The sequence below is a fragment of the Nostoc sp. DedQUE08 genome (assembly GCF_034530895.1).
In the GTDB taxonomy this organism is placed as follows: domain Bacteria; phylum Cyanobacteriota; class Cyanobacteriia; order Cyanobacteriales; family Nostocaceae; genus Nostoc.
The window spans coordinates 56,004-78,443 of the sequence record NZ_JAVRCD010000006.1 but is presented as its reverse complement, the minus strand read 5'-3'; the positions used below and the strand labels follow the sequence as shown (position 1 = coordinate 78,443).

At 41.9% G+C, this 22,440-nt stretch carries 20 protein-coding genes; 14 read left to right on the top strand and 6 right to left on the bottom strand.

Going from position 1 to position 22,440, the window contains the following annotated elements; genetic code table 11:
• The first annotated feature begins 86 nt into the window (after nucleotides 1–86).
• Together ppsA and RMY64_RS05900 are read left to right on the top strand one after the other, a co-directional pair.
• On the top strand, nucleotides 87–2,711 hold the full coding sequence (ppsA, locus tag RMY64_RS05905; RefSeq protein WP_322685040.1) for a phosphoenolpyruvate synthase: 2,625 nt from the start codon (nucleotides 87–89) through the stop codon (nucleotides 2,709–2,711).
• Nucleotides 2,704–3,057: a hypothetical protein gene (locus RMY64_RS05900; RefSeq protein WP_322685041.1), complete on the top strand. Its 354-nt coding sequence runs from the start codon at nucleotides 2,704–2,706 to the stop codon at nucleotides 3,055–3,057. The genes ppsA and RMY64_RS05900 overlap by 8 nt, the downstream gene beginning before the upstream one ends.
• Nucleotides 3,058–3,101: 44 nt before the next feature.
• Here RMY64_RS05900 and RMY64_RS05895 read toward each other — a convergent pair whose 3' ends face one another.
• The 5 genes from RMY64_RS05895 to RMY64_RS05875 all read right to left on the bottom strand — a co-directional run bounded on the left by RMY64_RS05895 (nucleotide 3,102) and on the right by RMY64_RS05875 (nucleotide 9,499).
• Nucleotides 3,102–3,479 (bottom strand): VOC family protein, encoded by a 378-nt coding sequence (locus RMY64_RS05895; RefSeq protein WP_099099723.1) that lies wholly within the window; start codon nucleotides 3,477–3,479, stop codon nucleotides 3,102–3,104.
• Nucleotides 3,480–3,557: 78 nt separating this feature from the next.
• Entirely contained in the window at nucleotides 3,558–4,286 is a 729-nt protein-coding gene (locus RMY64_RS05890) for a peptidylprolyl isomerase (protein ID WP_322685042.1), read from the bottom strand.
• Between the two features lie 63 nt (nucleotides 4,287–4,349).
• Nucleotides 4,350–5,783 (bottom strand): HlyD family efflux transporter periplasmic adaptor subunit, encoded by a 1,434-nt coding sequence (locus RMY64_RS05885; protein WP_322699565.1) that lies wholly within the window; start codon nucleotides 5,781–5,783, stop codon nucleotides 4,350–4,352.
• Between the two features lie 60 nt (nucleotides 5,784–5,843).
• Entirely contained in the window at nucleotides 5,844–8,885 is a 3,042-nt protein-coding gene (locus RMY64_RS05880) for a peptidase domain-containing ABC transporter (protein ID WP_322699564.1), read from the bottom strand.
• Nucleotides 8,886–8,911: 26 nt separating this feature from the next.
• The gene (locus tag RMY64_RS05875; RefSeq protein ID WP_322699563.1) at nucleotides 8,912–9,499 is read right to left on the bottom strand and encodes a helix-turn-helix domain-containing protein; all 588 of its coding nucleotides are present in this window, start codon (nucleotides 9,497–9,499) and stop codon (nucleotides 8,912–8,914) included.
• 433 nt (nucleotides 9,500–9,932) lie between these two features.
• On the opposite strand from RMY64_RS05875, the gene RMY64_RS05870 reads away from it, so the two are divergent.
• The 7 genes from RMY64_RS05870 (at nucleotide 9,933) to RMY64_RS05840 (ending at nucleotide 15,020) form a co-directional block, all read left to right on the top strand.
• Nucleotides 9,933–10,118 (top strand): hypothetical protein, encoded by a 186-nt coding sequence (locus tag RMY64_RS05870; RefSeq protein ID WP_322699562.1) that lies wholly within the window; start codon nucleotides 9,933–9,935, stop codon nucleotides 10,116–10,118.
• Nucleotides 10,119–10,180: 62 nt separating this feature from the next.
• A complete protein-coding gene (locus tag RMY64_RS05865) occupies nucleotides 10,181–10,429 on the top strand; it encodes a hypothetical protein (protein WP_322691965.1) in 249 nt (82 codons plus the stop codon).
• Nucleotides 10,430–10,490: 61 nt separating this feature from the next.
• Nucleotides 10,491–10,721: a hypothetical protein gene (locus RMY64_RS05860; protein ID WP_322685047.1), complete on the top strand. Its 231-nt coding sequence runs from the start codon at nucleotides 10,491–10,493 to the stop codon at nucleotides 10,719–10,721.
• Nucleotides 10,722–10,888: 167 nt separating this feature from the next.
• On the top strand, nucleotides 10,889–12,037 hold the full coding sequence (locus RMY64_RS05855; protein WP_322691963.1) for an aminoglycoside phosphotransferase family protein: 1,149 nt from the start codon (nucleotides 10,889–10,891) through the stop codon (nucleotides 12,035–12,037).
• A gap of 43 nt (nucleotides 12,038–12,080) precedes the next feature.
• Nucleotides 12,081–13,205, top strand: a complete 1,125-nt coding sequence (locus RMY64_RS05850; RefSeq protein ID WP_322699561.1) for a T3SS effector HopA1 family protein — start codon at nucleotides 12,081–12,083, stop codon at nucleotides 13,203–13,205.
• A complete protein-coding gene (locus RMY64_RS05845) occupies nucleotides 13,202–14,218 on the top strand; it encodes an aldo/keto reductase (protein ID WP_322699560.1) in 1,017 nt (338 codons plus the stop codon). The genes RMY64_RS05850 and RMY64_RS05845 overlap by 4 nt, the downstream gene beginning before the upstream one ends.
• A 46-nt stretch (nucleotides 14,219–14,264) precedes the next feature.
• Nucleotides 14,265–15,020, top strand: coding sequence for a peptidylprolyl isomerase (locus RMY64_RS05840; RefSeq protein ID WP_322699559.1), 756 nt, complete (start codon nucleotides 14,265–14,267; stop codon nucleotides 15,018–15,020).
• On the opposite strand, the gene RMY64_RS05835 is transcribed toward RMY64_RS05840, so the two are convergent.
• Entirely contained in the window at nucleotides 14,978–15,418 is a 441-nt protein-coding gene (locus RMY64_RS05835) for a helix-turn-helix domain-containing protein (protein WP_322699558.1), read from the bottom strand. The two genes, RMY64_RS05840 and RMY64_RS05835, sit on opposite strands and share 43 nt — an antisense overlap.
• Before the next feature lie 460 nt (nucleotides 15,419–15,878).
• Between RMY64_RS05835 and RMY64_RS05830 the strand changes: the two genes are divergently transcribed.
• The 5 genes from RMY64_RS05830 to RMY64_RS05810 all read left to right on the top strand — a co-directional run bounded on the left by RMY64_RS05830 (nucleotide 15,879) and on the right by RMY64_RS05810 (nucleotide 22,339).
• On the top strand, nucleotides 15,879–16,208 hold the full coding sequence (locus RMY64_RS05830) for an SH3 domain-containing protein (RefSeq protein WP_322699557.1): 330 nt from the start codon (nucleotides 15,879–15,881) through the stop codon (nucleotides 16,206–16,208).
• A gap of 395 nt (nucleotides 16,209–16,603) precedes the next feature.
• Nucleotides 16,604–16,948 (top strand): beta/gamma crystallin-related protein, encoded by a 345-nt coding sequence (locus RMY64_RS05825; protein ID WP_322699556.1) that lies wholly within the window; start codon nucleotides 16,604–16,606, stop codon nucleotides 16,946–16,948.
• Nucleotides 16,949–17,150: 202 nt separating this feature from the next.
• Nucleotides 17,151–19,370 (top strand): peptidase domain-containing ABC transporter, encoded by a 2,220-nt coding sequence (locus RMY64_RS05820; RefSeq protein ID WP_322699555.1) that lies wholly within the window; start codon nucleotides 17,151–17,153, stop codon nucleotides 19,368–19,370.
• Nucleotides 19,371–19,458: 88 nt separating this feature from the next.
• Nucleotides 19,459–20,796 (top strand): polysaccharide lyase family 7 protein, encoded by a 1,338-nt coding sequence (locus tag RMY64_RS05815; protein WP_322699554.1) that lies wholly within the window; start codon nucleotides 19,459–19,461, stop codon nucleotides 20,794–20,796.
• Between the two features lie 160 nt (nucleotides 20,797–20,956).
• On the top strand, nucleotides 20,957–22,339 hold the full coding sequence (locus tag RMY64_RS05810) for an HlyD family secretion protein (RefSeq protein WP_322670108.1): 1,383 nt from the start codon (nucleotides 20,957–20,959) through the stop codon (nucleotides 22,337–22,339).
• The last annotated feature ends 101 nt before the right edge of the window (nucleotides 22,340–22,440 follow it).

Below are 22,440 nucleotides of genomic sequence, written 5' to 3'. Positions count from 1 at the left end.
CGCCCATGCACACCGACCGTCGAGAGTCGATCGGTTGTGATGCAGTTAAAATTACCAAAGTATGAATTGCCAAAGGAAGGAAACTGATGAGTTCATTTGTGCTTTGTTTTCAAGATATTGATAAAACAAAACTCAAGGTTGTTGGGGGCAAAGGTGCTAACCTGGGGGAACTATCCAGGATTGAGGGAATCCACGTACCAGATGGCTTTTGTATTTCTACTGAAGCTTTTAAAAGAATCATTGGGGAAATGCCATCGATTAATGAATTACTCGAACAGTTATCGCATCTATTGATGGAAGACCGGCATAAAATTGGTGAACTTAGCGGTGAGATTCGCTCTTTCATTGAAGGTATAACCATTCCTCAAGATATTAATGAAGAGATCGCCCGCCTCCTCTCCAGGTTTGATGAAAAAAATGCCTATGCAGTACGATCCAGCGCAACTGCTGAGGATTTACCGACAGCCTCTTTTGCAGGCCAGCAGGATACGTATTTGAACATTGTCTCAAAGGAGGCAATCTATCAGCATATCAGCAAGTGCTGGGCATCGCTATTTACCGAGAGAGCAGTAATTTACCGCCTCCAAAACGGCTTCGACCACCGTAAAGTCCACCTGTCTGTGGTTGTTCAGAAGATGGTATTACCGCAGGTGGCAGGAATTTTGTTTACTGCCGATCCCGTCACTTCTAATCGGAAGGTGTTATCCATTGATGCCAGCTTCGGACTTGGTGAAGCTTTGGTCAGAGGTCTTGTGAATGCTGATATCTATAAAGTTTGTAACGGTCAGGTTATTGATAAGAAGATATCCACCAAGAAACTGGCTATTTATGCCTTAAAAGATGGCGGTACGAAATTACAGGAAATTGAACAACACAGACAGAATAGGCAAGCGCTGACGGATGAGCAGATTTTGCAGCTTGAGCGCATCGGTAGGAAGATTGAAGAACATTTCGGCCGCCCCCAGGACATCGAATGGTGTTTGGTTGATGATACATTTTATATTGTCCAAAGTCGCCCCATCACGACTTTATATCCGATCCCGGAAGCGAGCGATCGCAAAAATCACGTTTATGTATCTGTTGGTCATCAACAAATGATGACCGACCCCATTAAACCATTGGGATTGTCTTTATTTCAATTAATAGCTGCTCGACCCATGTATAAAGCTGGTGGAAGGTTGTTTGTTGATATCACACCCGATCTGGCTTCACCTGTTAGAAGAAAAATTGTAGTAGATGTGTTGGGAAAATCCGAACCGCTCATAAAAGACGCACTGATGACTATCATAGAGCGAGGAGATTTCATTGAATCGTTACCAGACGATCAAAAAGAACTAAGTCCCGGTAAAAGCAATAAATCTCCATCGTCTGCGGATTTTCAAACACTAAACGAATACGATCCGACAATCGTTTCTGATTTAATTAAGAGTAATCAAGTATCGATAGACGATTTAAAACATCACATCCAAACGAAATCAGGATTGGATCTAATTGATTTTATTCAAGAAGACACCCAGAAATTAAAGAAGAGTTTATCCGATCCACAAAGTTTTGGTGTGATTATGACTGCTATGAATGCTTCATCATGGATCAATGAAAAAATGCAGGAGTGGTTAGATGAAAAAAACGTAGCAGACACGCTTTCTCAATCTGTACCCAACAATATTACTTCATCTATGGGTCTGGAACTATTGGATGTCGCAGATGTAATTCGTCCTTATCCTGAAGTAATTGATTATTTACAACATATAAAAGATGATAGCTTTTTGGATGAACTGGTTAAGTTTAATGGGGGAAAGGAAACCCAAGACGCTATCTATGCTTATCTCAACAAATACGGAATGCGATGTGCCGGAGAAATCGATATTACTAAAACTCGTTGGAGTGAAAAACCAACTACACTTATCCCCATGATTCTCAGTAACATCAAAAACTTTGAGCCTAATGCTAGCAAGCGGAAATTTGAGCAAGGACGACAGTCAGCTTTGAAAAAAGAACAAGAGTTATTAGATCGATTGAAGCAATTACCGGATGGCGAACAAAAGGCCGAAGAGACAAAACGAACGATCGGTCTAATTCGGAATTTCATCGGTTATCGTGAATATCCAAAATACGGCATGATTAATCGCTACTTCGTTTATAAGAAAGCTTTACTCAAAGAAGCCGAACAACTCATACAAGCGGGCGTTATTCATGAAAAAGAAGATATATACTATCTCACTTTTGAAGAACTTCGCTCAGTTGTACGCACAAATAAACTTGATTACCAGATTATCGGCAAACGAAAAGATGAGTACAAATTATATGAAAAACTAACTCCCCCCCGTGTTATCACGTCTGATGGTGAAATCATTGCAGGTCGATACAAACGAGAAAATCTCCCTGCCGAAGCTATTGTAGGTCTACCTGTTTCCTCCGGAGTTATAGAGGGACGAGCGCGTGTCATCTTAAACATGGAAGATGCCGAGCTAGAAGATGGAGATATATTAGTCACCTCCTTTACTGACCCTAGCTGGACACCATTGTTTGTATCCATAAAAGGCCTAGTCACCGAAGTTGGTGGACTGATGACACATGGAGCAGTTATCGCACGTGAATATGGTATAAGTGCAGTTGTTGGAGTAGAAAATGCTACCAAGCTGATCGAAGACGGACAGAGAATTCGGGTTAATGGAACGGAAGGCTATGTAGAAGTGGGATTCGTTGGCTAAAAACTATACCCCGCAAGGGGTTGAAGGATTATCCGCAAGATTCTCAGCCCTCCGGGTTCGCAGTTCCTACAACAAAGGGAACCTCCGCAACGGACTGCTCACCTTGACAACTGATGAATTGGCAAGTAGGAGAAAAAGGAAATCTGGGGATGGAGAAAGTAGCGAAGCGATCGCTCTTAAAGCAAAGCGTAGCCAATCGATTTTTTCTCTTACTGCCAAAAGTTCTGCTGATGTGGACTATTGGAGTCATAAGTGGGGAGTTGGTGGGAAATCTTGGGTCAAGATTCGTTTTACAAGCTTTTTTAGGCTGATCCCCACTAAGACAGTTAGGTTAAATTGCAAATGAAATCATATCCCTGCCTAATTCCCCGATTTAGGTGTAAATCTAGGTTAAGACTGCGGATTTTGCCTAAGCCCTAACAAATTTCCGTCAATATCCTTGAAAGTGGATAATTGCACTCCATGACCAACATCTGTAATTGGCCCAACTGAGACTCCTTTTTCAGTCAGGCTTTGACGAGCAGTAACTATATCATTGACAACAAAGGTACTGACAGTATTACCTGGTTCAACTGAGTTACTCAAGTTCAATCCGATTGCAAAGCGTGGAATATCAGGAAAACTAAACTGTCTCCAGCTAGGTGTGTCATATTTTTCTTCAGGAACTAACCCAAGCTTGGACTTGTACCACTCGGCACTAGCTTCGAGATTAGTAACGTCTAGTTTGGTGACAAAACTATATTCACCAAAAGTGTTTTTCAATGTCATATTCTACTGTGCTAATCCAGAACTTTTGTAATACAGCTATTATAAGCTTTTTAGGATAAAATACTGCAAGCTTACCAATTATAGGGTAAAATTTAGATCCAAAATTTTACGCTTTAGCCATTCAGAAAACAAGTTTGAGAGAATTTTTAAGCGCAACATCTCGTCCAATTGTGGCTCAATAATTTCCTCAACCAAAATTAGATGTGCCCCAATGGATGTCAATATTGGTTTGACAACTTGCGGTGGAGTTGCCGCAAAGACAGCAGCAGAAATTTCTGGTTTCAAATCTGCACGGCTTAATATCCCTCGATATCCTCCTTTTCTGCGTAGTTCTGTATCTTGAATATATTGATGAGCAATTTCATGAAAACTTATCTCACCTTCACCCAATGCGTAAAACAGTTCCATAGCCAAATCAAAATCATCTAAAACGACTTCATACATAACTATCTGGGCATAATCAATCTGATGTTCTACAAAAAAAGATTCAACTTTATCTACAAACAGATATTGAGCTAATTTTGAGGAAATTACTGTGTAATAAACTAATTCTTCAAACTCGTCTAGAGATAAACTGTGTCTCTGTAGCCATGACCAAGTAGCATCAGCACCAGTCAAATTGTTCATCAAACGCAAGTTATCTGCTGCTTGCTGTAGTTCTTCTGGCTCCACTTTAATATTAACTTCTTGTGCCGTATGTGAAATAATCTTGCGAGTAAGAATACCTTCAATCACAGAAGGAATTTGACATGAAATCTTGACTTGGTTGATAATTTCTTCGAGAGAAACAGTTGCCACTTCTAACATAGTAAAACTTCTTAGCGCTCGAAATGAAATAGAAAAGATAAACTTTTTGATAGTTCTTGATTTTTAGAGTTTCAAACCACCTTTTTGCAACTTTTTAAACGGGTCTAACACAAAATCAACAATACGGCGCTGCCGAACAATTACCTCAGCAGTTGCTGTTTGACCAGGCGTTAAAGCAATACGTTTGTTTCCACTTTGAATATAAGTCTGCGGCACTGCAATTTCTAATTCAAAATTTTCTATGTTACCTTGAGCAGTTTCCACAACTTTGGAGTCTGGTGAAATCCAGTGGAGTTTGCCTTCTATCACTCCATAATCTTGGAAAGGATAAGCATCAAATTTAAGTTTAACTGGCATTCCTACACGCAGAAAGCCACTTTCTTGACTAGGCATCTGCGCTCTGAATATCAGAGGTACTCCATTAGGTGCAATCTGAGTAACCATCTGCCCCGGTTGTACTACTGTCCCGGCGTTATTGATAGACAACTGAAAAATTGTGCCAGCAATCGGAGCGCGGAGTGTTTGCTGTTGTAATTGGAATTGTAAAGAATGAATTTGCTTTTTAGTTTGAGAAATTTCTGATTGTAAATCTACAACTTGAGCTTGGAGTTCTTTGAGTTGTTTGTGACTATCCAAAACTGTAAGTTCACCTGTGCGTCTAATACGTTGATTAGTACTTTGCTGTTTAGCAATCTCGGTGTTAGCCTGTTGAATATCTGATTGAGCTTGTTCTAGCAGTCTTTGACGCTCAAACATTGCACCTTCTATTTCTTCTAATTTACTTTTGGAAATAGCGCCCTTTTGCAAAAGATATTGATAACGTTGTACCTCATTTTTAGCTAGCTTAAGGCGACCAACTTCTAGGGCATATACTTGTTTACTAGAATTAAATTTTTGATGTATTTGGTCAAGTTGAGCAAGTTGCTCAGATTCTTGAGCTTGATTTTGCAATTGCTGAGTACGTAAAGACATTTCCAGTTGATTTTTTAATAGCTGAAGCTGATTAACTCGATTTTGTTGACCCTCAAGTTTTGCCTGAGTTTGTTGCAGTTCAGTACGAGTTAATTCTGATTCTAATTCCAGTAAAGTTTGCCCGGAAAGTACAGTTTGACCTTCTTTTACCTTAATGGCTGTAACTTTTCCGGTAACGGGTGCATCTAATCTTACAGTTCTCCCTTGGGGTTCAAGTCGTCCTCTGGCGCTACCTGTTTCGTCTACTTTGGATAGCATTGCCCAAGGTAAGACGATCGCAGCAAATACTACTAGCCAATACAACAAGCCGCGTGTCCAAATCCGTGGTAAGGTATCAATCAGTTCTTTTGTTAAAGAAGACCAGTCTTCACCCAAAGGTGCATAGGATTTTCGCTCTTGTGATGATAGTGTTTTTTTGGATTCTTTCAAGTCTAGTTGATTATTAGGGTAGTGACCGTTCTGACTGAACTGCTCTTGGGTAGTAAATTCATTTGGCATAATTGGTAATACAATTTTGGATTTCAAATATTGGATTTTTCTGGTTTCTAGCAAAGCTAAAGAACGAAAAATGAAGAGGCTTTTTGTTCAAACTGCTATGGTAAGTTGCTGTTGATTCAGGTAAAAGTAGTGACCGCGTTTAGCCATTAATTGATCGTGAGTTCCACATTCAACCAAAAGACCTCTATCTAACACCAAAATTTTGTCAGCATTGCGTACTGTTGAAAGGCGATGAGCAATCACCAGCGTTGTTCTATCTTGAAGAATTTTGTTGAGGTTAGTCTGGATGATACGTTCAGATTCAGCGTCAAGACTGCTGGTGGCTTCATCTAAAATCAGCAGTTGGGGATTTCCGACAAGGGCGCGAGCGATCGCTAGCCGTTGTCTTTGTCCACCAGACAGGGTTCCTCCTCCCTCACCGATTTGTGTTTCATAGCCCATCGGTAATTCTTTAATAAATTCATGCGCTCCCGCTTGTTGCGCTGCTTCTATGACCTCTTCTAAAGTTGCTTCGGGATAACCTAAACTAATATTTTCCCGAATCGTACCACCAAAGAGAAAAGTATCTTGGTCAACGACACCAATTTGAGAACGGAGCGATCGCAATGACAAACTAGTAATATCATAGCCGTCAATCAAAATCTTCCCTTCTGTGGGAGGATACAGCCCCAATACCAACTTGGAAATGGTCGTTTTTCCTGAACCACTGCGCCCTACAAGTGCGATCGTTTGCCCTGGTTGCACCTCAAAACTGATGTTTTCTAAGGTGTTTCTATCACTTTCTGGATGATAACGAAAAGTAACTTTGTCAAAGCAAATATAACCGCGAATTGGCGGTAAAGATTGATGAGACTGGTGTTGTAAATCTTCTTCTGGTTCAGCGTCAATCACATCATTGATGCGTTCAACGGCAATTAGCACCTCTTGCAATTCATTCCATAGCAAAATCAGCCTTTGGAAGGGATTAATAACATTACCCAGCAACATATTAAAAGCAATCAGTTGCCCAATTGTGAGTTCATTCTGAATCACTTGCCATGCCCCAAACCACAGTAAAACTGTGGTGACTACAGCTTCAATACCAGAGCTAAATATTTGCAGTGTGTTGCCAATTACCTGCCCAGAAAAAGTTTTTTTCACTGATTTACCAAAAAGTTCTTCCCAATGCCAGCGAACTGTTTGCTCAACAGCCATAGACTTAATCGTGCGGATACCAGTGAGAGACTGAATCAAATACCCAGTTTCTTCATTATGTGCGCCAAAAATCTCGCGGGAAACACGCTGTAAAAAAGGTGTAGCAATCAGCGCCAATAATACGAATGGTGGCACAATTACTAAGGTCATTAATCCCATCTTCCAGCTATACCAAAACATCAATCCTACATAGACAAATACTGTTAGTAAATCGAGAAAGATAGATAGGGCTTCACCAGTTAAAAAACGTTGAATTTTGCGATTTTCCTGCACGCGGGAAATAATATCACCAACGTAACGGGACTCGAAATAGTTCAGAGGTAAACGGAAGGTATGACTAATAAAACCCACAATCAAGGCTAGATCGACTCGGTTAGCTGTGTGGTCTAGAAGGTATTGCCGCAGTCCAGTTATGGCAACTCTAAAAAGGCTAAAGATTACCAAGCCGATGCCTACAGCCGTTAATGTTAGGTCACTGCGCTGCACAACTACTCGGTCTAACAATAATTGCGTAAATAGGGGTGTAATCAGGCCAAAAATTTGAATGAGGATGGAAGCAATAAATACTTCCAACAACACCAGCCAGTGAGGTTTAGTTAATTCAAAAAACTGCCAGAAAGCAGTACTAGCTTCTTTTGTCTCTTTGAGTAAGGCTGTGGGTTGGAGTAATAAAGTATAGCCAGTCCAACCTGCTTTAAATTCTGCATAAGTGAGGGTACGCTGACCAATAGCAGGATCTCCAACGATAACGCGATCGCCTCTGACTTCGTAGACGACAATATAATGTTTGCCTTCCCAATGCACAATCGCAGGCAAACTTTGCTGGGCAAGTTTATCAAGGCTGGCTTTTACAGGTCGAGTCGAAAACCCGATGCTTTCTGCTGCTGCTGCTAAACCTCGCAGCGATGATCCATCCCGATCGACGTTGGCAATGTCTCGCAGCCGATTGACGCTAAAACGCTTACCCCAGTAAAGACCAACCATCACTAAGCAAGCCGCACCGCAATCAGATGCACTTTGTTGTTCAAAAAAAGGATAGCGTCGAGTAATGCGTTGCCATAAATGACCGATTTTTACGGTTGGGCTAGGGAAATAGGCTTTATTAATTTTTTTCTGGAACTGGTTTTTTGGCTCAACAGTAAATTGAGGAAATATAACAGGCTCAGACGCTGTTACTGGGTGGTTATTGGCTGATGGGTTAGCATCAAGTTCAGCCAGTTGTGGCACATATTGCTGTGCTGTTTCCCAATGCGAACGGCTGAGGCTGTATAGTTGCGTTGGTTGAGTTACTTGCCAACCACGTTCTTTAGGTAACTGAGATAAGGCGTAAATATTGCCAGCAGTGAGTTTGAGTCCTGATGTGTGCAGTAGTTCGCCGCGACGCAGTATCCAAAGTTGTTGGTCTTTGAGTAAAGAAGATGGAAGTTTGTTAATTTGGAGATTGTGCTGCTCTAGCAATGGTTGTATTTGCACTACACCTTCGTAAGCAGCATTATTCAGCGCCGCATTTTGGCGACATAACAGCAGTAAATCCCAAAGTACAGCTTGACGGTGAAGATGCTGCCCAATAGAGGGATACTTGCGGATGAGCGATCGCAAACAATTTCCTGAAATATAGCAAACTTTGAGATTTACCGAAGCCCTAGCAGTGTAAGGTTGAAATTCCTCCTCTGGAAATAGCGTTAGTTGAGCAAATGATGTTCCCGCACCTACAGAAGCGATTAAATTATCCGTGCGATCGAGCAATCTGACTTTACCTGCCAAAATTAGATAAATACCTACGTTTGCATCTGCTGTTTGCCAGAACAGTTTGCCTGCACTAGGCTGGAGAATTTCAATTTGTTTGATGCAGTCTGAAAATTCCTGTTCTGAAAGAGTCTGACCCAGAGTTTGGGCAAGCTGTTGAGTGGAAAATTCTGTTTTGTTCTGAACCATGATTTGTTGGGAGTTTAATGGCAGAATTAGTTACTTGTTGTAGCGAAATTCAATGACCACCGAAAATCAGGCTCTGCATTTGGTAGCAGGTTGTTTATAGTAATCCGAGGATTTTTTGTGTTATTAGTTTCTTTCTCGGCAGTTTTGCGTGTCTGTCGAGTTGAAAGTCCCATCTCTTTGAGCAAACGGTTAATGTGGCAACTGCTAACCTTAATTCCCAGTTCTTTTGCCAGATGCTTGCTTAACCATTGGCCTGTCCACCGCTCAAATGAATAGCCATACTCACGCGGACTATGGCTTGCTAGTTCTTGCAAACGAGCCAGATATTGCTCATTCACAGCTTTGGGACGACCCATTGGGCGATCGCTCCAATGATGAGCTTGACCTGTTTGGGCGATCGTAATCCAGTGCCGCGCCGTCTCCTGAGAGCATCCTAACGCTTCACAGATTTGAGTCTGAGATTGGCCTGCATCTGCCAATAATATGATTTCAATACGACGGCGGTATTCTGGACGTAAATCTGCTTCTAGACTCTTGACCAAAAGCTTACGCTGAAACGCTGTTAAGTATAAACCTTGTTTGTCCACAGCAATTCCTCCTGGTGTAACTTGCAATGCCCAAATAGAAATTAATCTGGATCATCCTTGAGAACCTTCTGTTACTTCTCTGAATCAAAACTCCGGGAATTCCACAGCTCGTTACAAAGCTTTACAAGAATCAGATGAACGGTCACAAGTGTGGCTTTTCAGGCTTTGGTGGTGTGACAAACTAAAAACAGCACCATCTACAACAAAAAACATAGCTTCAGTTTCAAATTAGATGATCCGGAGTAGTAACGCGCTACTGCACTCTAGTTTTTCAGAGAAAAGTAGTTTTATTTTTGAATATTAAATATTTGAATAATTAAAACATAACTCATTTAATTATGCATAAGCAATAAGTTTTTAAGTCTTGCAATCATCAATTGAATCTCTGATGATTGAAATGTGATTAGGCTATACACAGCTAATCCAATTAAAAACAACTTCATCTAAGAGGAAAAATTCAATGGCTACTATCAACATTTCTGATTTGCGTCCTACTGGCTCCGATCTATTTTCTGATTCTGAAGGCTATATGGATGATTTAGTTGATAGCGATATTGGCGCTATTAAGGGTGGTTTAGTGGGTTTGATTGTTGTGGGAACCATCGTTCTTGCAACCTTATATTTTGGTGCAGGAGAAGCTTACTAACCTGTAACAAAGCAGTTTACTGCTAATTCCATTTCAAGCAATTTTATTTAAGAGGAAAAACAATGGCTACTATCAATATTTACGATTTGCGTCCCACTGGTTCCGATCTATTTTCTGATTCTGAAGGCTACATGAATGATCTAGGTGACAATGAATTTGACAGTATCTACGGTGGTTTAACACCAGCGCTTGTGTGGTCTGCTGCTACTGCTGCAGCTCGAATTTCCTCAGCTAAATGTGCGGTTTCTGTAGGTGCAGGGATCGCTGCCGTAGGTGGTGCTGTTTCTGGCTGGATCACTGCCGGCAAATGATTAACTAAAGTCAACTAGCAACTGAGTTAATGAAGCAACGTATTACTTGGAGAAATCTATCATGACAAACATTTTAGTTAACGATCTGAATCTATCAGGATTTGCTCTGATTTCAGATGAAGAAAGCTATCTTAATGAAATCAACGATGATGAGTTGAATTTAACTTATGGTGGATTCACTCCTGTGGCGGCTGTAGTGAGTATCAGTCTGGCATTTTCTGCCGGCTATGAGGCATCTAAGGCTGCTAGGGAAATTCATGATAAGAATAAGGGAATAATAGCCTGGTTATAGACTGAGAAAACTAAAATGAAAGGGTGGGCACTGCCCACTTTTCATCATTTCTATTTCAAACTTACATTTGAATAATCAAAAAACATATTTCATATTAGATGGTAATCCTTTTTTAATTATGTTTGTTTGAATGTTTCTTTTGCTAACCTTGATTTGGATGGATGCATATGACATTTTTATTAAGCTCAAAAAACGTTTTTAACTATTTATTAGCACAGAATATATTTACTCAAGAAGAGCAAGAAAGTCAAGTCGAACTTAAAGTTGCCAAAAACTTTAACTTATTACTGAGCTTGCAAGATGGTCGCCAACTCCTCGTCAAACAGGAGCGTCACAATGGAGAAGGAAAAACTGCGGGTGAATTTTTGAGTGAATGGCGAATTCATCAATTATTTCAACAAACTCCTAAACTCAGTCACATCTGCTTAATGCTTTCAGAAGTTTTACATTTTGATGCGGAGCATTCTGTTATTGTTTTTAACTACCTCAACGATTATTGCGATCTAGTTGATTTTTACACAAAGGAGAATGTTTTCCCGACTGCGATCGCAACTTCAATCGGCGCAACTTTAGCTACAATCCATCGTGATACATTTAACTCTCAAAAATATCAAGAATTTTTTTCTCAGCAATCTGAGGATGTATCTAGTAAACAAGCTTTTAACTTTAATCTTGGGCTAGAACGGATTAGTCCTGAAGTTTTTGGTCAGGTTCCCGCAGACGCACTGAAATTCTTTGCTCTCTATCAGCGCTACGACAGCCTCGGAAAAGCGATCGCACAACTTGCCACTGAATTAGTGCCTTGCTGCCTAACGCATAATGACCTCAAGCTGAACAATATCCTCTTACATAGCAATTGGGAAGAAGTTCTGGAACAATCAACTAACAGTGTCATTCGACTCATTGACTGGGAGCGAGGCGCTTGGGGAGATCCTGCATTTGACTTAGGAATGCTCATCGCTAGTTATTTACAACTCTGGCTCAATAGCTTAGTTGTGAGTAAATCTATTGATGTCGAAGAATCTCTGCGATTAGCTATGACACCGCTCGAACAGCTTCAACCTTCAATTGCAGCCTTGACTAAAACTTATTTGGCTAATTTTCCAGAAATTCTAGAGCATCGCCCTGATTTTTTGAAACGAGTCGTGCAATTTTCTGGTCTTGCCTTAATTCAACAAATTCAGGCAATGCTTCAATACCAAAAATCCTTTGGCAATGCAGGTATCTGTATGCTTCAGGTTGCTAAAACTTTATTGTGTCGCCCTGAACAATCAATCCCAACTGTTTTTGGAGTGGCAGAATCTGAACTCACCTAAACCGTTCTCCCGTTTAAGTATTTTTAGTTGCACCTAAACCATTATGCAATTACTAGATTCTCTTCAAAGTCAACTGCTAACTTCTGCGCCAGATCAAGTACTGGATTCTCTTGAAGATATTGCCAACAATGTTCAGATCCAGTCAAATTTTTGTATTACCCACCCAGCTTACAAACCTTTTGAAATTCCTGCTGAGGTAGTAACTCGTTTTCAACGAATACCATTGGAGCTTCAAAATAAGTATTTGAGTCTACAACTGCAAAGTTTTCTCTACGGTATCTATTACAACGGCTCGATGCAAGCTGCCCTGGCAGCAGATGCAAGTTCAGATAACCTAGCACTACATCAGAATTTAGAGAATAATACTTTTCTAGGAGTAGACCTAGAGTTTTACGATCGCCTACATAAAAGCAACACTGGCGAAGGCTATTTCGACCCAGGTTGGTCTGTACTGCGCCAAGAAAGTGATGGGAGTCTCGCTGTTACCAAAGGCGGATTGACTTTGCATATTGAGCGCGATCGCCATTTACAACTTACTGAGCAATCCGCATCTGTAGGCAATATAGTCGCTATCCGTATGCCTCGTAATTTAGTTCAAAACGGATTTTACATGGCTGTTAGCGATGCCGGGCCAGACACTTATCCTCAGACAGTTAGAGTTTACTTTAACTTGACACCCGAAGGTGCGATCGCTGTTATGGAAAGCCTGACACGGCAACTGAATCAAATCAAAATTCCCTTCACCTTTAAAGTTCTATACAACCCTTCTGATTACGGACGCTATGACAGTGGGGTTCTCTACTTTGAGAAAAGTAACTATGAAGCGATCCGGCAAGTGCTAAAAAATGTTTATGCAGAAAAGCGATGCCTACGGCGGGCTTCGCCTACGCATTTCCGCACCGAAGTACCCTTGTTTACAAAGTTACTTGCCCCTGGACTTGCACTAGCAGAAGAACCAGATTGCAAATTTGCTGCTGTAGAGAGTTTTGGGATGAACCGTTGCCAAATTGTTGCCAATGGCTTGCTAGAAGCACGGGCTACAGGTGATGAATCGCCCCAAAGTCGGATGGCAGCTATCCATCAGCACTTCTCTCTTCTAGGGATTGATTGGCAGCATTCTTACCTAAATGCCAACTCTCTTGACATCTATACCCCTTTAGACCAATGAAACTAACCGATCTTGCATTGCCTAAAGTAGCCTCAGTCAGCGAAGTTAATCATGTAACAAATAATTTTCCAGAGTCCGATTTACCGTTTTACCGCAAACTAGGGCGGACTGATTTAACAGTCAGTTGTCTCGGTCTAGGTGGTGGCGGTAGGATCTCCAGCGAAGATACGCTTTACGCTTTTGACAGAGGAATTAACTACTTTTTCTACTCTAGCGACTTACACCACTATCTCTACAGTCCGATGTCTGGAGCATTGCGCCAGCTTTGTGGACGTGGCTCTTCAGTGCGAGAGAAAGTGGTGCTGGCAACCGTGACTTATATCAAAAGTCCAGAAATGGCGCTAGCTGCTCTATTAGATCAGTTTGTAGAGCTAAATATTGATTATATTGATGTGTTGTTTTGGGGCTGGATTGGTTCTAACGATCGGTCAGTTTTACAGAATTGCTTGCAGCTTTCTCCTGATTTAAGAGGCAGCAATAGCGTCTATCAGCGCACCATTGAAAGAATGTTTGGCGCTTCCGAAAGACTCAAGAAAATGGGAGCCGTCCGCTATATTGGTGCTTCGTTTCATGATATTGATTTGGCGCAACAATGCTTGCATAACGACCTATTAGATGTAGTGATGGTCAGACACAATGTCGCACATCGGTCTGCTCAGAGTCAGATATTTAATCAATTGAAAGCGCAAGACCCTTCTCGACCAGGTATTGTCACCTTCAAATCTACAGGTTCTCACTCAGGCGCACTTTGGGATGCTCCGGTTAGTTTACCTGAAAAATGCTGGCGGCCTACTGTTCCTGATTTATACCGATATTCGTTAACGCAGAACTGTGTTGATGTTTGTTTAACAGGTTTGACTAAACGCGAAGAAATTGATGCGGCGATCGCTGGCGTTGAGCAAGGTAAGCTAACAAGTGCTGAAGTTGAATACATGAATCTTTACGGCGAATTACATCGCAATCAACTAACAACTTCCGAAATTCCCTCTGAAAAACTGATTTATCGCAGCTAAACAGCAATAATTTTATCCAAATCAACTTTTACAAGAGAACAAAACAATGACAAAAACTTTAGAAAACATAGAATTAGTGTCCGTGCCAGAAATTGCTCTAGCAACAGATGAAGATATAATTGCTTACCTGCGCTATTCTCACAAAATAGCTGAATATGCAGTTTTAGCTGAACGGAATGCATTTATTTTAAATATCTGTCAACAGTTTGGCTTAACTGTTACTGATGAAGAATTGCAAACAGCCGGAGATGCATTTCGGCTCGAACATAAATTACTAGGAGTTTCTGAAACCTTGGCTTGGCTGCAACAACAACGAATTACTGTAGATGATTGGTCTAAAGGTACTAGATTAGAATTACTTACGAAAAAGTTAAAAGAATATCTGTTTGGAGATGCTGTTGATGGTCATTATCTGAGTAATCGTAACGATTATCAACGTGTAGCCTTATCTCAGATTTTAGTCAGCGATTTAACAGAGGCTAAGAAAGTCATTTATGCAATTAAAGAATCAAATGAGTCCTTTTGTGCTTTAGCACTAGAGTATTCCAAAGGTAAACAGTCTAAACAAAATGGTGGCTTTGTTGGTATTCGCTTTCTTTCAGAATTAATACCAGAGATTGTACAAGCTATTTCTCAAGCAAAAGAAGGCGAGGTGATTGGGCCAATAAATACAAAACTGGGTTATCACATTCTCAGAATTGAGAAGTGGTTCCCTGTTGAATTCAGTGAAAGTCGAGAGCAAGTATTAGAATCTCTCTATCAAAATTGGCTACAAGCAAATACTATCTCTGCTTCCAAATAACTTTCCCAACTGGAAGAGTGTGTATCATTACTATCGACAGTGGCGCAAGAACAGGACTTGGCAAAAAATTCACGCGCAGATGAATAGCCAACAAGGTGCGGATTATGATTTACCAATTTTTTCAGGCGAGCGACGTATTGCTCATTCACAATTTTAGCCCGTCCCATCAAGCGATCGCTCCATTTGTGAGCTTGTCCTGTTTGTGCGATCGTAATCCAGTAGCGTGCAGTCTCTTGAGAACATCCCAAAGCTTCACAGATTTGAGCCTGAGATTCACCTGCATCGAAAAGCAGCATAATTTCAATGCGACGGCGGTATTCTGCACGTAAGTCGGTTTCTAAGCTTTTCAGTAGGTATCTGTGCTGAAAGGGTGTTAAGCAAAGACCTGAATTTTCCATAACGATTCCCCCTGGTAGAACTTGCACTCATTGGAAGTTCGTTTAGCTTCTTTGCGAACCTCTGCTTACTTATCGGAATCAAAAGTCTATGAATTCTGCAACTTGTTACAAAAATTCATAATTATCAAGTAAATGCTCAGAAGTTAGACTTTCCAGGCGTTGATGCTGTGACTGGTCAAAAGCAGCGATCAAAAAGCGACGATGAAATCAAAGATATAGCTTCAGTATCAAGGTGGGTGACTTGGAGTATCTTAGAGCGTCAAAACACTTTAAATTACAAGAAAAAAATACCTTTAACTTGAAATTTTAAAAATTTAAATAATGAAAACATAAGTACTTGAGTTATGTGTAAAAAATCACTTTAAACCTATTGCTTTTATCAAGTTAATATCAGAATATTTCAATGGAGTTAGACAAGATATCGCTAATTCCACATCAATCTCGAATGAAGGAAAACACAATGTTAAGCACCAAAGAAAACTTAAAACAAATTGAGATGGACACTATTCAACAGGAACCATTGTTGACCGAGTTGACTCCCGAAGCAGCAGCTACCGTCGAGGGAGGCCTTCAGTACACTACGGAAGGAGTCACCACCAGGTTGAATATTCGTGAGCGTCCCACCACCAAGTCCGACAAGATCGGCTCTTTCCAGCCTGGCGCGGTCTTTAACGCGTCAGCTAAGGTCACGAACGGGTTCCGCAAACTCTTAGGACGAGCAGGATGGGTGTCAGCTGAATTCACCCGGCGCGTCTTGAAAACTTCAGCTGGGTTTATAAAATTAACTTAGAGTCAAGTAGACAAAATCAAAGCTGGACGATATTTGAAGATAGTGGTTATAAAGGGCGGTCTAAGAGGTTGTTTGAAAAGTGTCAGATTGAGCCTAAAATGCAACTCAGAGAAGCGATCGCAAGTCCCAGAACTTTCATTATCTCGTTCAACTTCTCAATAGCCAGAGTAGTCAAACATACATTAGATGACTTTTCAAACATCCTCTAAAGTACTGGGGCCAGGGAGATATCCTACCCCCGAAGCGTTTGGTCTTTGAAACGACTCATTGACTGGTATTCAAAGACTATAACTCTAATCTTCCGGTAACAGTTCTTGTTCTTTGGTCTGGGCACAAATAACAAGGAATTTTAACAATTTTTGTAGAACAATTCAGACCTTAATAGGAGAAAAACAATGTTCAATACCGACAAAGCAATTTGTAGTTCCGATCAACAACTATTTACAGAATTAACTCCTGAAGAAGGAGCCGTCATCGAAGGTGGTGCGGACTTAGAACTTTACAATGGCGACAAATTTAGGGGGCGGATAGTAGCTACAAACAAAAGCGTCCGGAATGTAGGTGATACCGCAAATGACCTAACTACCTCAGCTATAGTTAAGCGTGGTACATGGCTGTTATGGACAGGCGCAAATTTCACGGGGACGTCTAGGCGAGTAGGAGTAGGAAAGTATCCGAATCTTTACTTTGACATAGGCTTGCCTAACGATTCGATCTCATCGGTTCAGCGTGTAAAATAATCCCGTAGAGAACCGAAATTGTGCAGCACGGTGGGGCTGAAACTTTAATTGGTCTACCCCGATTTTTCTTAGTTTTCCAATTTAATTAGGTTGACCTACTTATTCATTTTTGCGTTTAGTCAATACCTCTAACATTTTGAAAACTAGCTCTGGTCGGGGTGAAAGCCCCGACTCACTTTCTCCTATGTGTAAGTTCTAAGTTATGAAATACCAAACTGTACTACAACACAGTGAAGAAGACTGTGGTGCTGCAAGTCTAGCCACGATCGCCAAACACTACGGACGCACCTTTGCCATTAGTCGAATGCGGGAAGTAGTTGGTACTGGATCGCGGGGAACTAGCTTGTTGGGTTTGAGCCGGGGTGCAGAAACTTTAGGATTCAATGCTCGCCAAGTTAAAGCCTCACAACAACTGGTCGATCAATTGAATAAAGCCCCTCTGCCAGCAATCATTCACTGGAAAGGCTACCACTGGGTAGTTTTGTACGGGCAAAAGGGAAAAAAATATGTAATTGCTGACCCAGGTGTAGGCATCCGCTATCTCACCCGCGAGGAGTTGCTCAAAGGGTGGGGCAATGGCATCATGCTGCTGCTAACGCCAGACGACAGCCGCTTTTATCAGCAATCAGATGATAAAATTGGCGGCTTTGGGCGTTATCTGATGCGGGTTTTGCCCTATCGCGCTATTCTCATTCAAGCGATCGCAATTAATATTGTCATCGGACTACTTTCGCTTGTCTCTCCCTTAATGATGCAATTGCTCACCGATGACGTGCTAGTGCGGGGAGATACCCAACTGCTAACTGTGGTGGCAATTGGTGCGATCGCTATGAGTCTATTTAGCAGTGCGATCGGTTTGGTACAATCTCACCTAATCGGTCATTTTGGTCAACGACTGCAATTAGGATTGATTCTAGAATACGGGCGACAACTGTTGCGTTTGCCCCTCTCGTATTTTGAAGGACGACGCAGTGGGGAAGTAGTCAGCCGCATTGCCGATGTGGATCACATCAACGAGCTAGTTTCTCAAATTGTCCTCGGTTTACCCAGCCAATTTTTTATCGCCTTGGTTTCCTTGGGATTCATGCTCTTTTACAGTTGGGCATTGACTTTGGCTTCCCTTACTGCCTTTATTATTGTCACCCTTGTTAACCTGCTTTTTCTCCCAGCTTTGCGCCAGAAAACCCGGAATGAGATCGTCTTGGGTACAGAAAACCAAGGCTTTCTCGTCGAAACTTTTCATGGTGTCCAGGTGCTAAAAACTACTCAAGCCACTCCCCAAGCTTGGCAAGAGTATCAGGCAAATTATGGTCGGCTTGCTAACTTGGGCTGGAGTACGATGAAGCTGGGGCTTTACAGTGGCACAATTACTAATATTTTTTCTACTTGCACTAATGTTGCCTTACTCTGGTTAGGCTCCTATTTAGTAATTAATCACACCTTAAGCATCGGTCAGTTGCTAGCATTTACTGGCATGAGCGGCAACTTTCTCGGCTTTTTGAGTTCAGTTATCGGCTTAGTTGATGAGTTGATCACTGCTCAGATTGTCATCCAACGCTTGACGGAGGTGATTGATGCTACCCCAGAAGACGACAAAGACGAGAAAAAGCCTTGGGCAGAACTGAAGGGCGATATAGGTATTACTTGCACTAACCTTAATTTCCACCATGCAGGTAGAGTTGACTTGCTGCAAGATTTTTCGCTGATTATCCCTGGCGGTCAAGTTATTGGGCTGATTGGTAAATCTGGGTGTGGTAAAAGCACCCTCGCCAAACTACTTGCGGGTTTATATTTCCTCCAATCTGGCAATATTCGCTATGGCATCTATAATCAGCAAGACCTCTCAATGGAATGTCTGCGGCAACAGGTGGTGCTAGTACCTCAAGAACCTCACTTCTGGAGTCGCTCAATTCTCGAAAACTTCCGCTTCAGCTATCCTCAAATCGCCTTTGAACAAATTGTCCAAGCTTGCGAGATTGCTGGTGCAGATGAGTTTATTAGTAAACTGCCTGATAAGTATCAAACTGTTTTAGGCGAATTTGGCGCGAATCTTTCTGGTGGACAACGACAGAGATTAGCGATCGCTAGAGCTATAGTTACTGACCCACCCATATTAATTTTAGATGAATCCACTGGCGCTCTCGACCCAGTGAGTGAAGCCAAACTGTTAGATAAACTGCTATCCCATCGGCTGGGCAAAACCACAATTATGATTAGCCATCGCCCCAAAGTGATTGGGCGCGCTGATTGGATTGTACAGATGGAAGAAGGGCGTTTGAAAATCCAAGGCACTCCAGAGGCTCTGCGCCATCAACCTGGTGAACACTTAGACTTCTTAGACGGTGTTGATCTATTTACAAATGGTTTAGTAGCTAAATCCTCCAATCACTCTAACGGCAAATTCAGCGCAATCAGCAAATAAAATCATCTATGACTTACGCATTGACAAAAAATATCATCCATGCGTCTAAATAACAACTCATTGTTCAACATTCAACAGAGGTTAAAGAATGAATACAAAATTTTCAAAGCTGTATTTTACGATCGCTGTCTTGGCTGCAATCATCGGTAGTGCTTCTGTCGCGTTGTCTGCTGTTGTATCGTTCAGCGATGCTACTGCCACATCTACTAGTGGTTCGTTTGTTGCGGACAACGCTATTGACAAAAATAAGAATACCCACTGGGAGGCTGACGCCGATGGTGCTTCCATAACTGCGAGATTCAATAGCTGCCAGCGCGTAGACGATCTGGTGCTTAACTGGTACGGCACGAACAAGTATACCTACAGCGTAAAGCTTTCCAAGGACAATGGTGCAACTTGGACTACTGTGGTCAGTAAAACCTCTGGCAAGGGCAATGAAAACAAGCAAAACGTCGATGACCAAGCCGCCAACGCGATCGAGATCGTGGGTGATAACGATTCTAGATTGCGTATCGACGAATTGAAGATTAATTCCCTGGGTTCGACCAATGGCTGTACGAGCAGTGGTACTTCCAATCTCTCAACTGGTGAAAGCAGTGGTACTTCAAATTCCTCAACTGGTGAAAGCAGTGGTAACGCTCAAAACCCGGCCGATGTGCTTGATCTAAGCAAGTGGAAGATCACCCTGCCAATCAGCTTGAATTCCCCGCCCAACTCAAACAAGGCAACGGAAATTAAGCAGCCGCAACTCAAGACATACAGTAATTCAGAATATTTTCGTCTGAATGCTGCGAAGAATGGTGTGCTTTTGAAAGCGATCGCTGGCGGCGCACGTACAAGCACAAATACTGCTTACGCCCGTTCTGAACTGCGTGAAATGCAGGGTGATGGAACGGAATCCGCTGCTTGGAACTGTAAGAATATCGATCGTGGCATGTACCTGGAACAGACCCTGTTACACACCACCACGAAAAAGCCGGAAGCCACCATCGCGCAGATCCATGACTCAAAAAATGACCTGATGATGGTGAAGTACTTCGGCCCTTCCTTTGCCAACGGCTCGACGGACATCGGCAAGCTTGAAGCCCGCTTCAACAACGACACTACTACCAAGCTTCTCGACAGTACCTATAAAATCGGCGATCCGATGACCATCGACATTGCTGTTACATCCGGTGGCAATGTTAACGTCACCTATAAAAACCTACGTTCAGGTGTAACCAGTAGTACTGGTACAGTAAAGCTGACGGGTATTATCGGTTCTTGTTACTTCAAGGCAGGCATATATATTCAAGCTTGTTCAAAAACTGATATTTATGGCAACACCAACACTGTGTGTGCGAACAAAAACTTATCTGCTAATAAATACGAGACTGACCCTTACGCTTACGCCGAAATAGAAGTACGCAAAATTACCCTACGCTAATCCGCAGAAGCTTTCAGCTTTTGTGATGTCTGGCTTTCTTAATTTTAAATTTTGAATTTTGAATTGGTATTATCCTGTCTGGCTTTCTTAATTTTGAATTTTGAATTTTGAATTTAATTACATTGTCTGTCTAATTTGTCAATACGTAAGTTCAATCATCATGGTTAGCTATTCCAACTCAGACTACTTGCCCCCAATTCAAGACAACGAGTTTCTCCCGCCACTTGGTCGTTGGACTACTTGGGGCGGACTAGTTCTTGTCTGTGCTGTGGGATTAGGCGTTCCACTTGCCTCTATTACCAAATATAAAGTGACTGTTAAAGGACAGGCTGTTGTTCGTCCTGCTGGTGAGTTACGGCTCGTTCAAGCTGCTACGGAAGGTCAGGTAATGCGTGTCTTTGTTGCAGAGAATCAAGTTGTCAAAAAAGGCGATGTGATTGCTACTATTGACAACTCGAAGCTAGAAACTAAAAAGAGCCAACTGCAAAGTAGCATTGGGCAAAGTCGTTTACAACTTTTTCAAATTAATGCCCAGATTAATGCGATTAATAACCAAGTTTTAGCTGAAACTGAGCGTGTCAACCGTGTTATCGCTGGCGCTGAAGCTGAATTAAGCGGTCGTAGCCGGGACTATCAAGATAAACTTATTACTACTGCGACTGATGTAGAAGAAGCGGATGCCAATGTCAAAGCTGCGGATGCTAGTTTGAAAGCAGCCCAGTCAAAGCGAAATCGCTATGAGACTGTAGCCAAAGCCGGAGCCTTGTCTCAAGATCAATATGAGGAAGCACAACTAGCTGTTCGCCAGCAAGAACAAGCTCTCCAAGCAGCTAAAGCTAAATTGCAAAATGTCCAAACTGCTCTTAATCCTAGTAATGCACAAGTAGCGATCGCTTCTCAACGCATTGCTCAAGAAAAAGCTACCGGTCAAGCTAACATTGCTACTTTAAATAAAGAACGCCTTGCTTTAATCCAGCAACGAATTGAAATTCAAAAACAGCTAGAACGCGACACCCGGGAACTCCAACAAGTAAATATCGACCTTAACCAGGCTGTGATTACTGCCACAGCAGACGGGATTATTTCTAAATTAAACCTGCGAAACTCCGGTCAAACAGTGCCTGCTGGAGAGGAAATTGCCCAAATTGTCCCCAGTGATGCTCCCTTGGAGGTTAAGGCTGCGATCGCACTTCAAGATAAAAATAAGTTAAAACAAGGTCAAACGGTACAAATGCGGGTTTCTGCCTGTCCTTATCCAGATTATGGTACTCTCAAAGGCAAGGTTAAGACGATTTCCCCGGATGCGATTGCACCTGTTGGGAATGCTGCTAATGCCAGTGCCGCAACATCTGCCAGCCAAAAGATGGCAGCCGTTGGTACATTCTATGGGGTAACAATTGAGCCAGAAAGCCTTTCTCTAGGTAGGGAAAAACATCAATGTGCTATCCAATTAGGAATGGAGGGTACAGTCGATATTATTTCTAGAGAAGAGACTGTGATGCAATTCTTTTTGAGGAAGGCAAGGTTGATTGCAGACATTTAGTGCGTTGGCGTAGCCCGCACTTCGGCAAGCTCAGTGACCACCGCAGGCATTGCATTGTAACTATTCGTAATTATTTCTCGCAATCCTACTGTGGGTTTTCT

Coding starts and splice junctions, on each gene's coding strand:
- ppsA (WP_322685040.1), top strand. CDS start 87: ATGAGTTCATTTGTGCTTTGTTTTCAAGATATTGATAAAACAAAACTC.
- RMY64_RS05895 (WP_099099723.1), bottom strand. CDS start 3,479: ATGACATTGAAAAACACTTTTGGTGAATATAGTTTTGTCACCAAACTA.
- RMY64_RS05890 (WP_322685042.1), bottom strand. CDS start 4,286: ATGTTAGAAGTGGCAACTGTTTCTCTCGAAGAAATTATCAACCAAGTC.
- RMY64_RS05880 (WP_322699564.1), bottom strand. CDS start 8,885: ATGGTTCAGAACAAAACAGAATTTTCCACTCAACAGCTTGCCCAAACT.
- RMY64_RS05870 (WP_322699562.1), top strand. CDS start 9,933: ATGGCTACTATCAACATTTCTGATTTGCGTCCTACTGGCTCCGATCTA.
- RMY64_RS05865 (WP_322691965.1), top strand. CDS start 10,181: ATGGCTACTATCAATATTTACGATTTGCGTCCCACTGGTTCCGATCTA.
- RMY64_RS05860 (WP_322685047.1), top strand. CDS start 10,491: ATGACAAACATTTTAGTTAACGATCTGAATCTATCAGGATTTGCTCTG.
- RMY64_RS05855 (WP_322691963.1), top strand. CDS start 10,889: ATGACATTTTTATTAAGCTCAAAAAACGTTTTTAACTATTTATTAGCA.
- RMY64_RS05850 (WP_322699561.1), top strand. CDS start 12,081: ATGCAATTACTAGATTCTCTTCAAAGTCAACTGCTAACTTCTGCGCCA.
- RMY64_RS05845 (WP_322699560.1), top strand. CDS start 13,202: ATGAAACTAACCGATCTTGCATTGCCTAAAGTAGCCTCAGTCAGCGAA.
- RMY64_RS05840 (WP_322699559.1), top strand. CDS start 14,265: ATGACAAAAACTTTAGAAAACATAGAATTAGTGTCCGTGCCAGAAATT.
- RMY64_RS05835 (WP_322699558.1), bottom strand. CDS start 15,418: ATGGAAAATTCAGGTCTTTGCTTAACACCCTTTCAGCACAGATACCTA.
- RMY64_RS05830 (WP_322699557.1), top strand. CDS start 15,879: ATGTTAAGCACCAAAGAAAACTTAAAACAAATTGAGATGGACACTATT.
- RMY64_RS05825 (WP_322699556.1), top strand. CDS start 16,604: ATGTTCAATACCGACAAAGCAATTTGTAGTTCCGATCAACAACTATTT.
- RMY64_RS05820 (WP_322699555.1), top strand. CDS start 17,151: ATGAAATACCAAACTGTACTACAACACAGTGAAGAAGACTGTGGTGCT.
- RMY64_RS05815 (WP_322699554.1), top strand. CDS start 19,459: ATGAATACAAAATTTTCAAAGCTGTATTTTACGATCGCTGTCTTGGCT.
- RMY64_RS05810 (WP_322670108.1), top strand. CDS start 20,957: ATGGTTAGCTATTCCAACTCAGACTACTTGCCCCCAATTCAAGACAAC.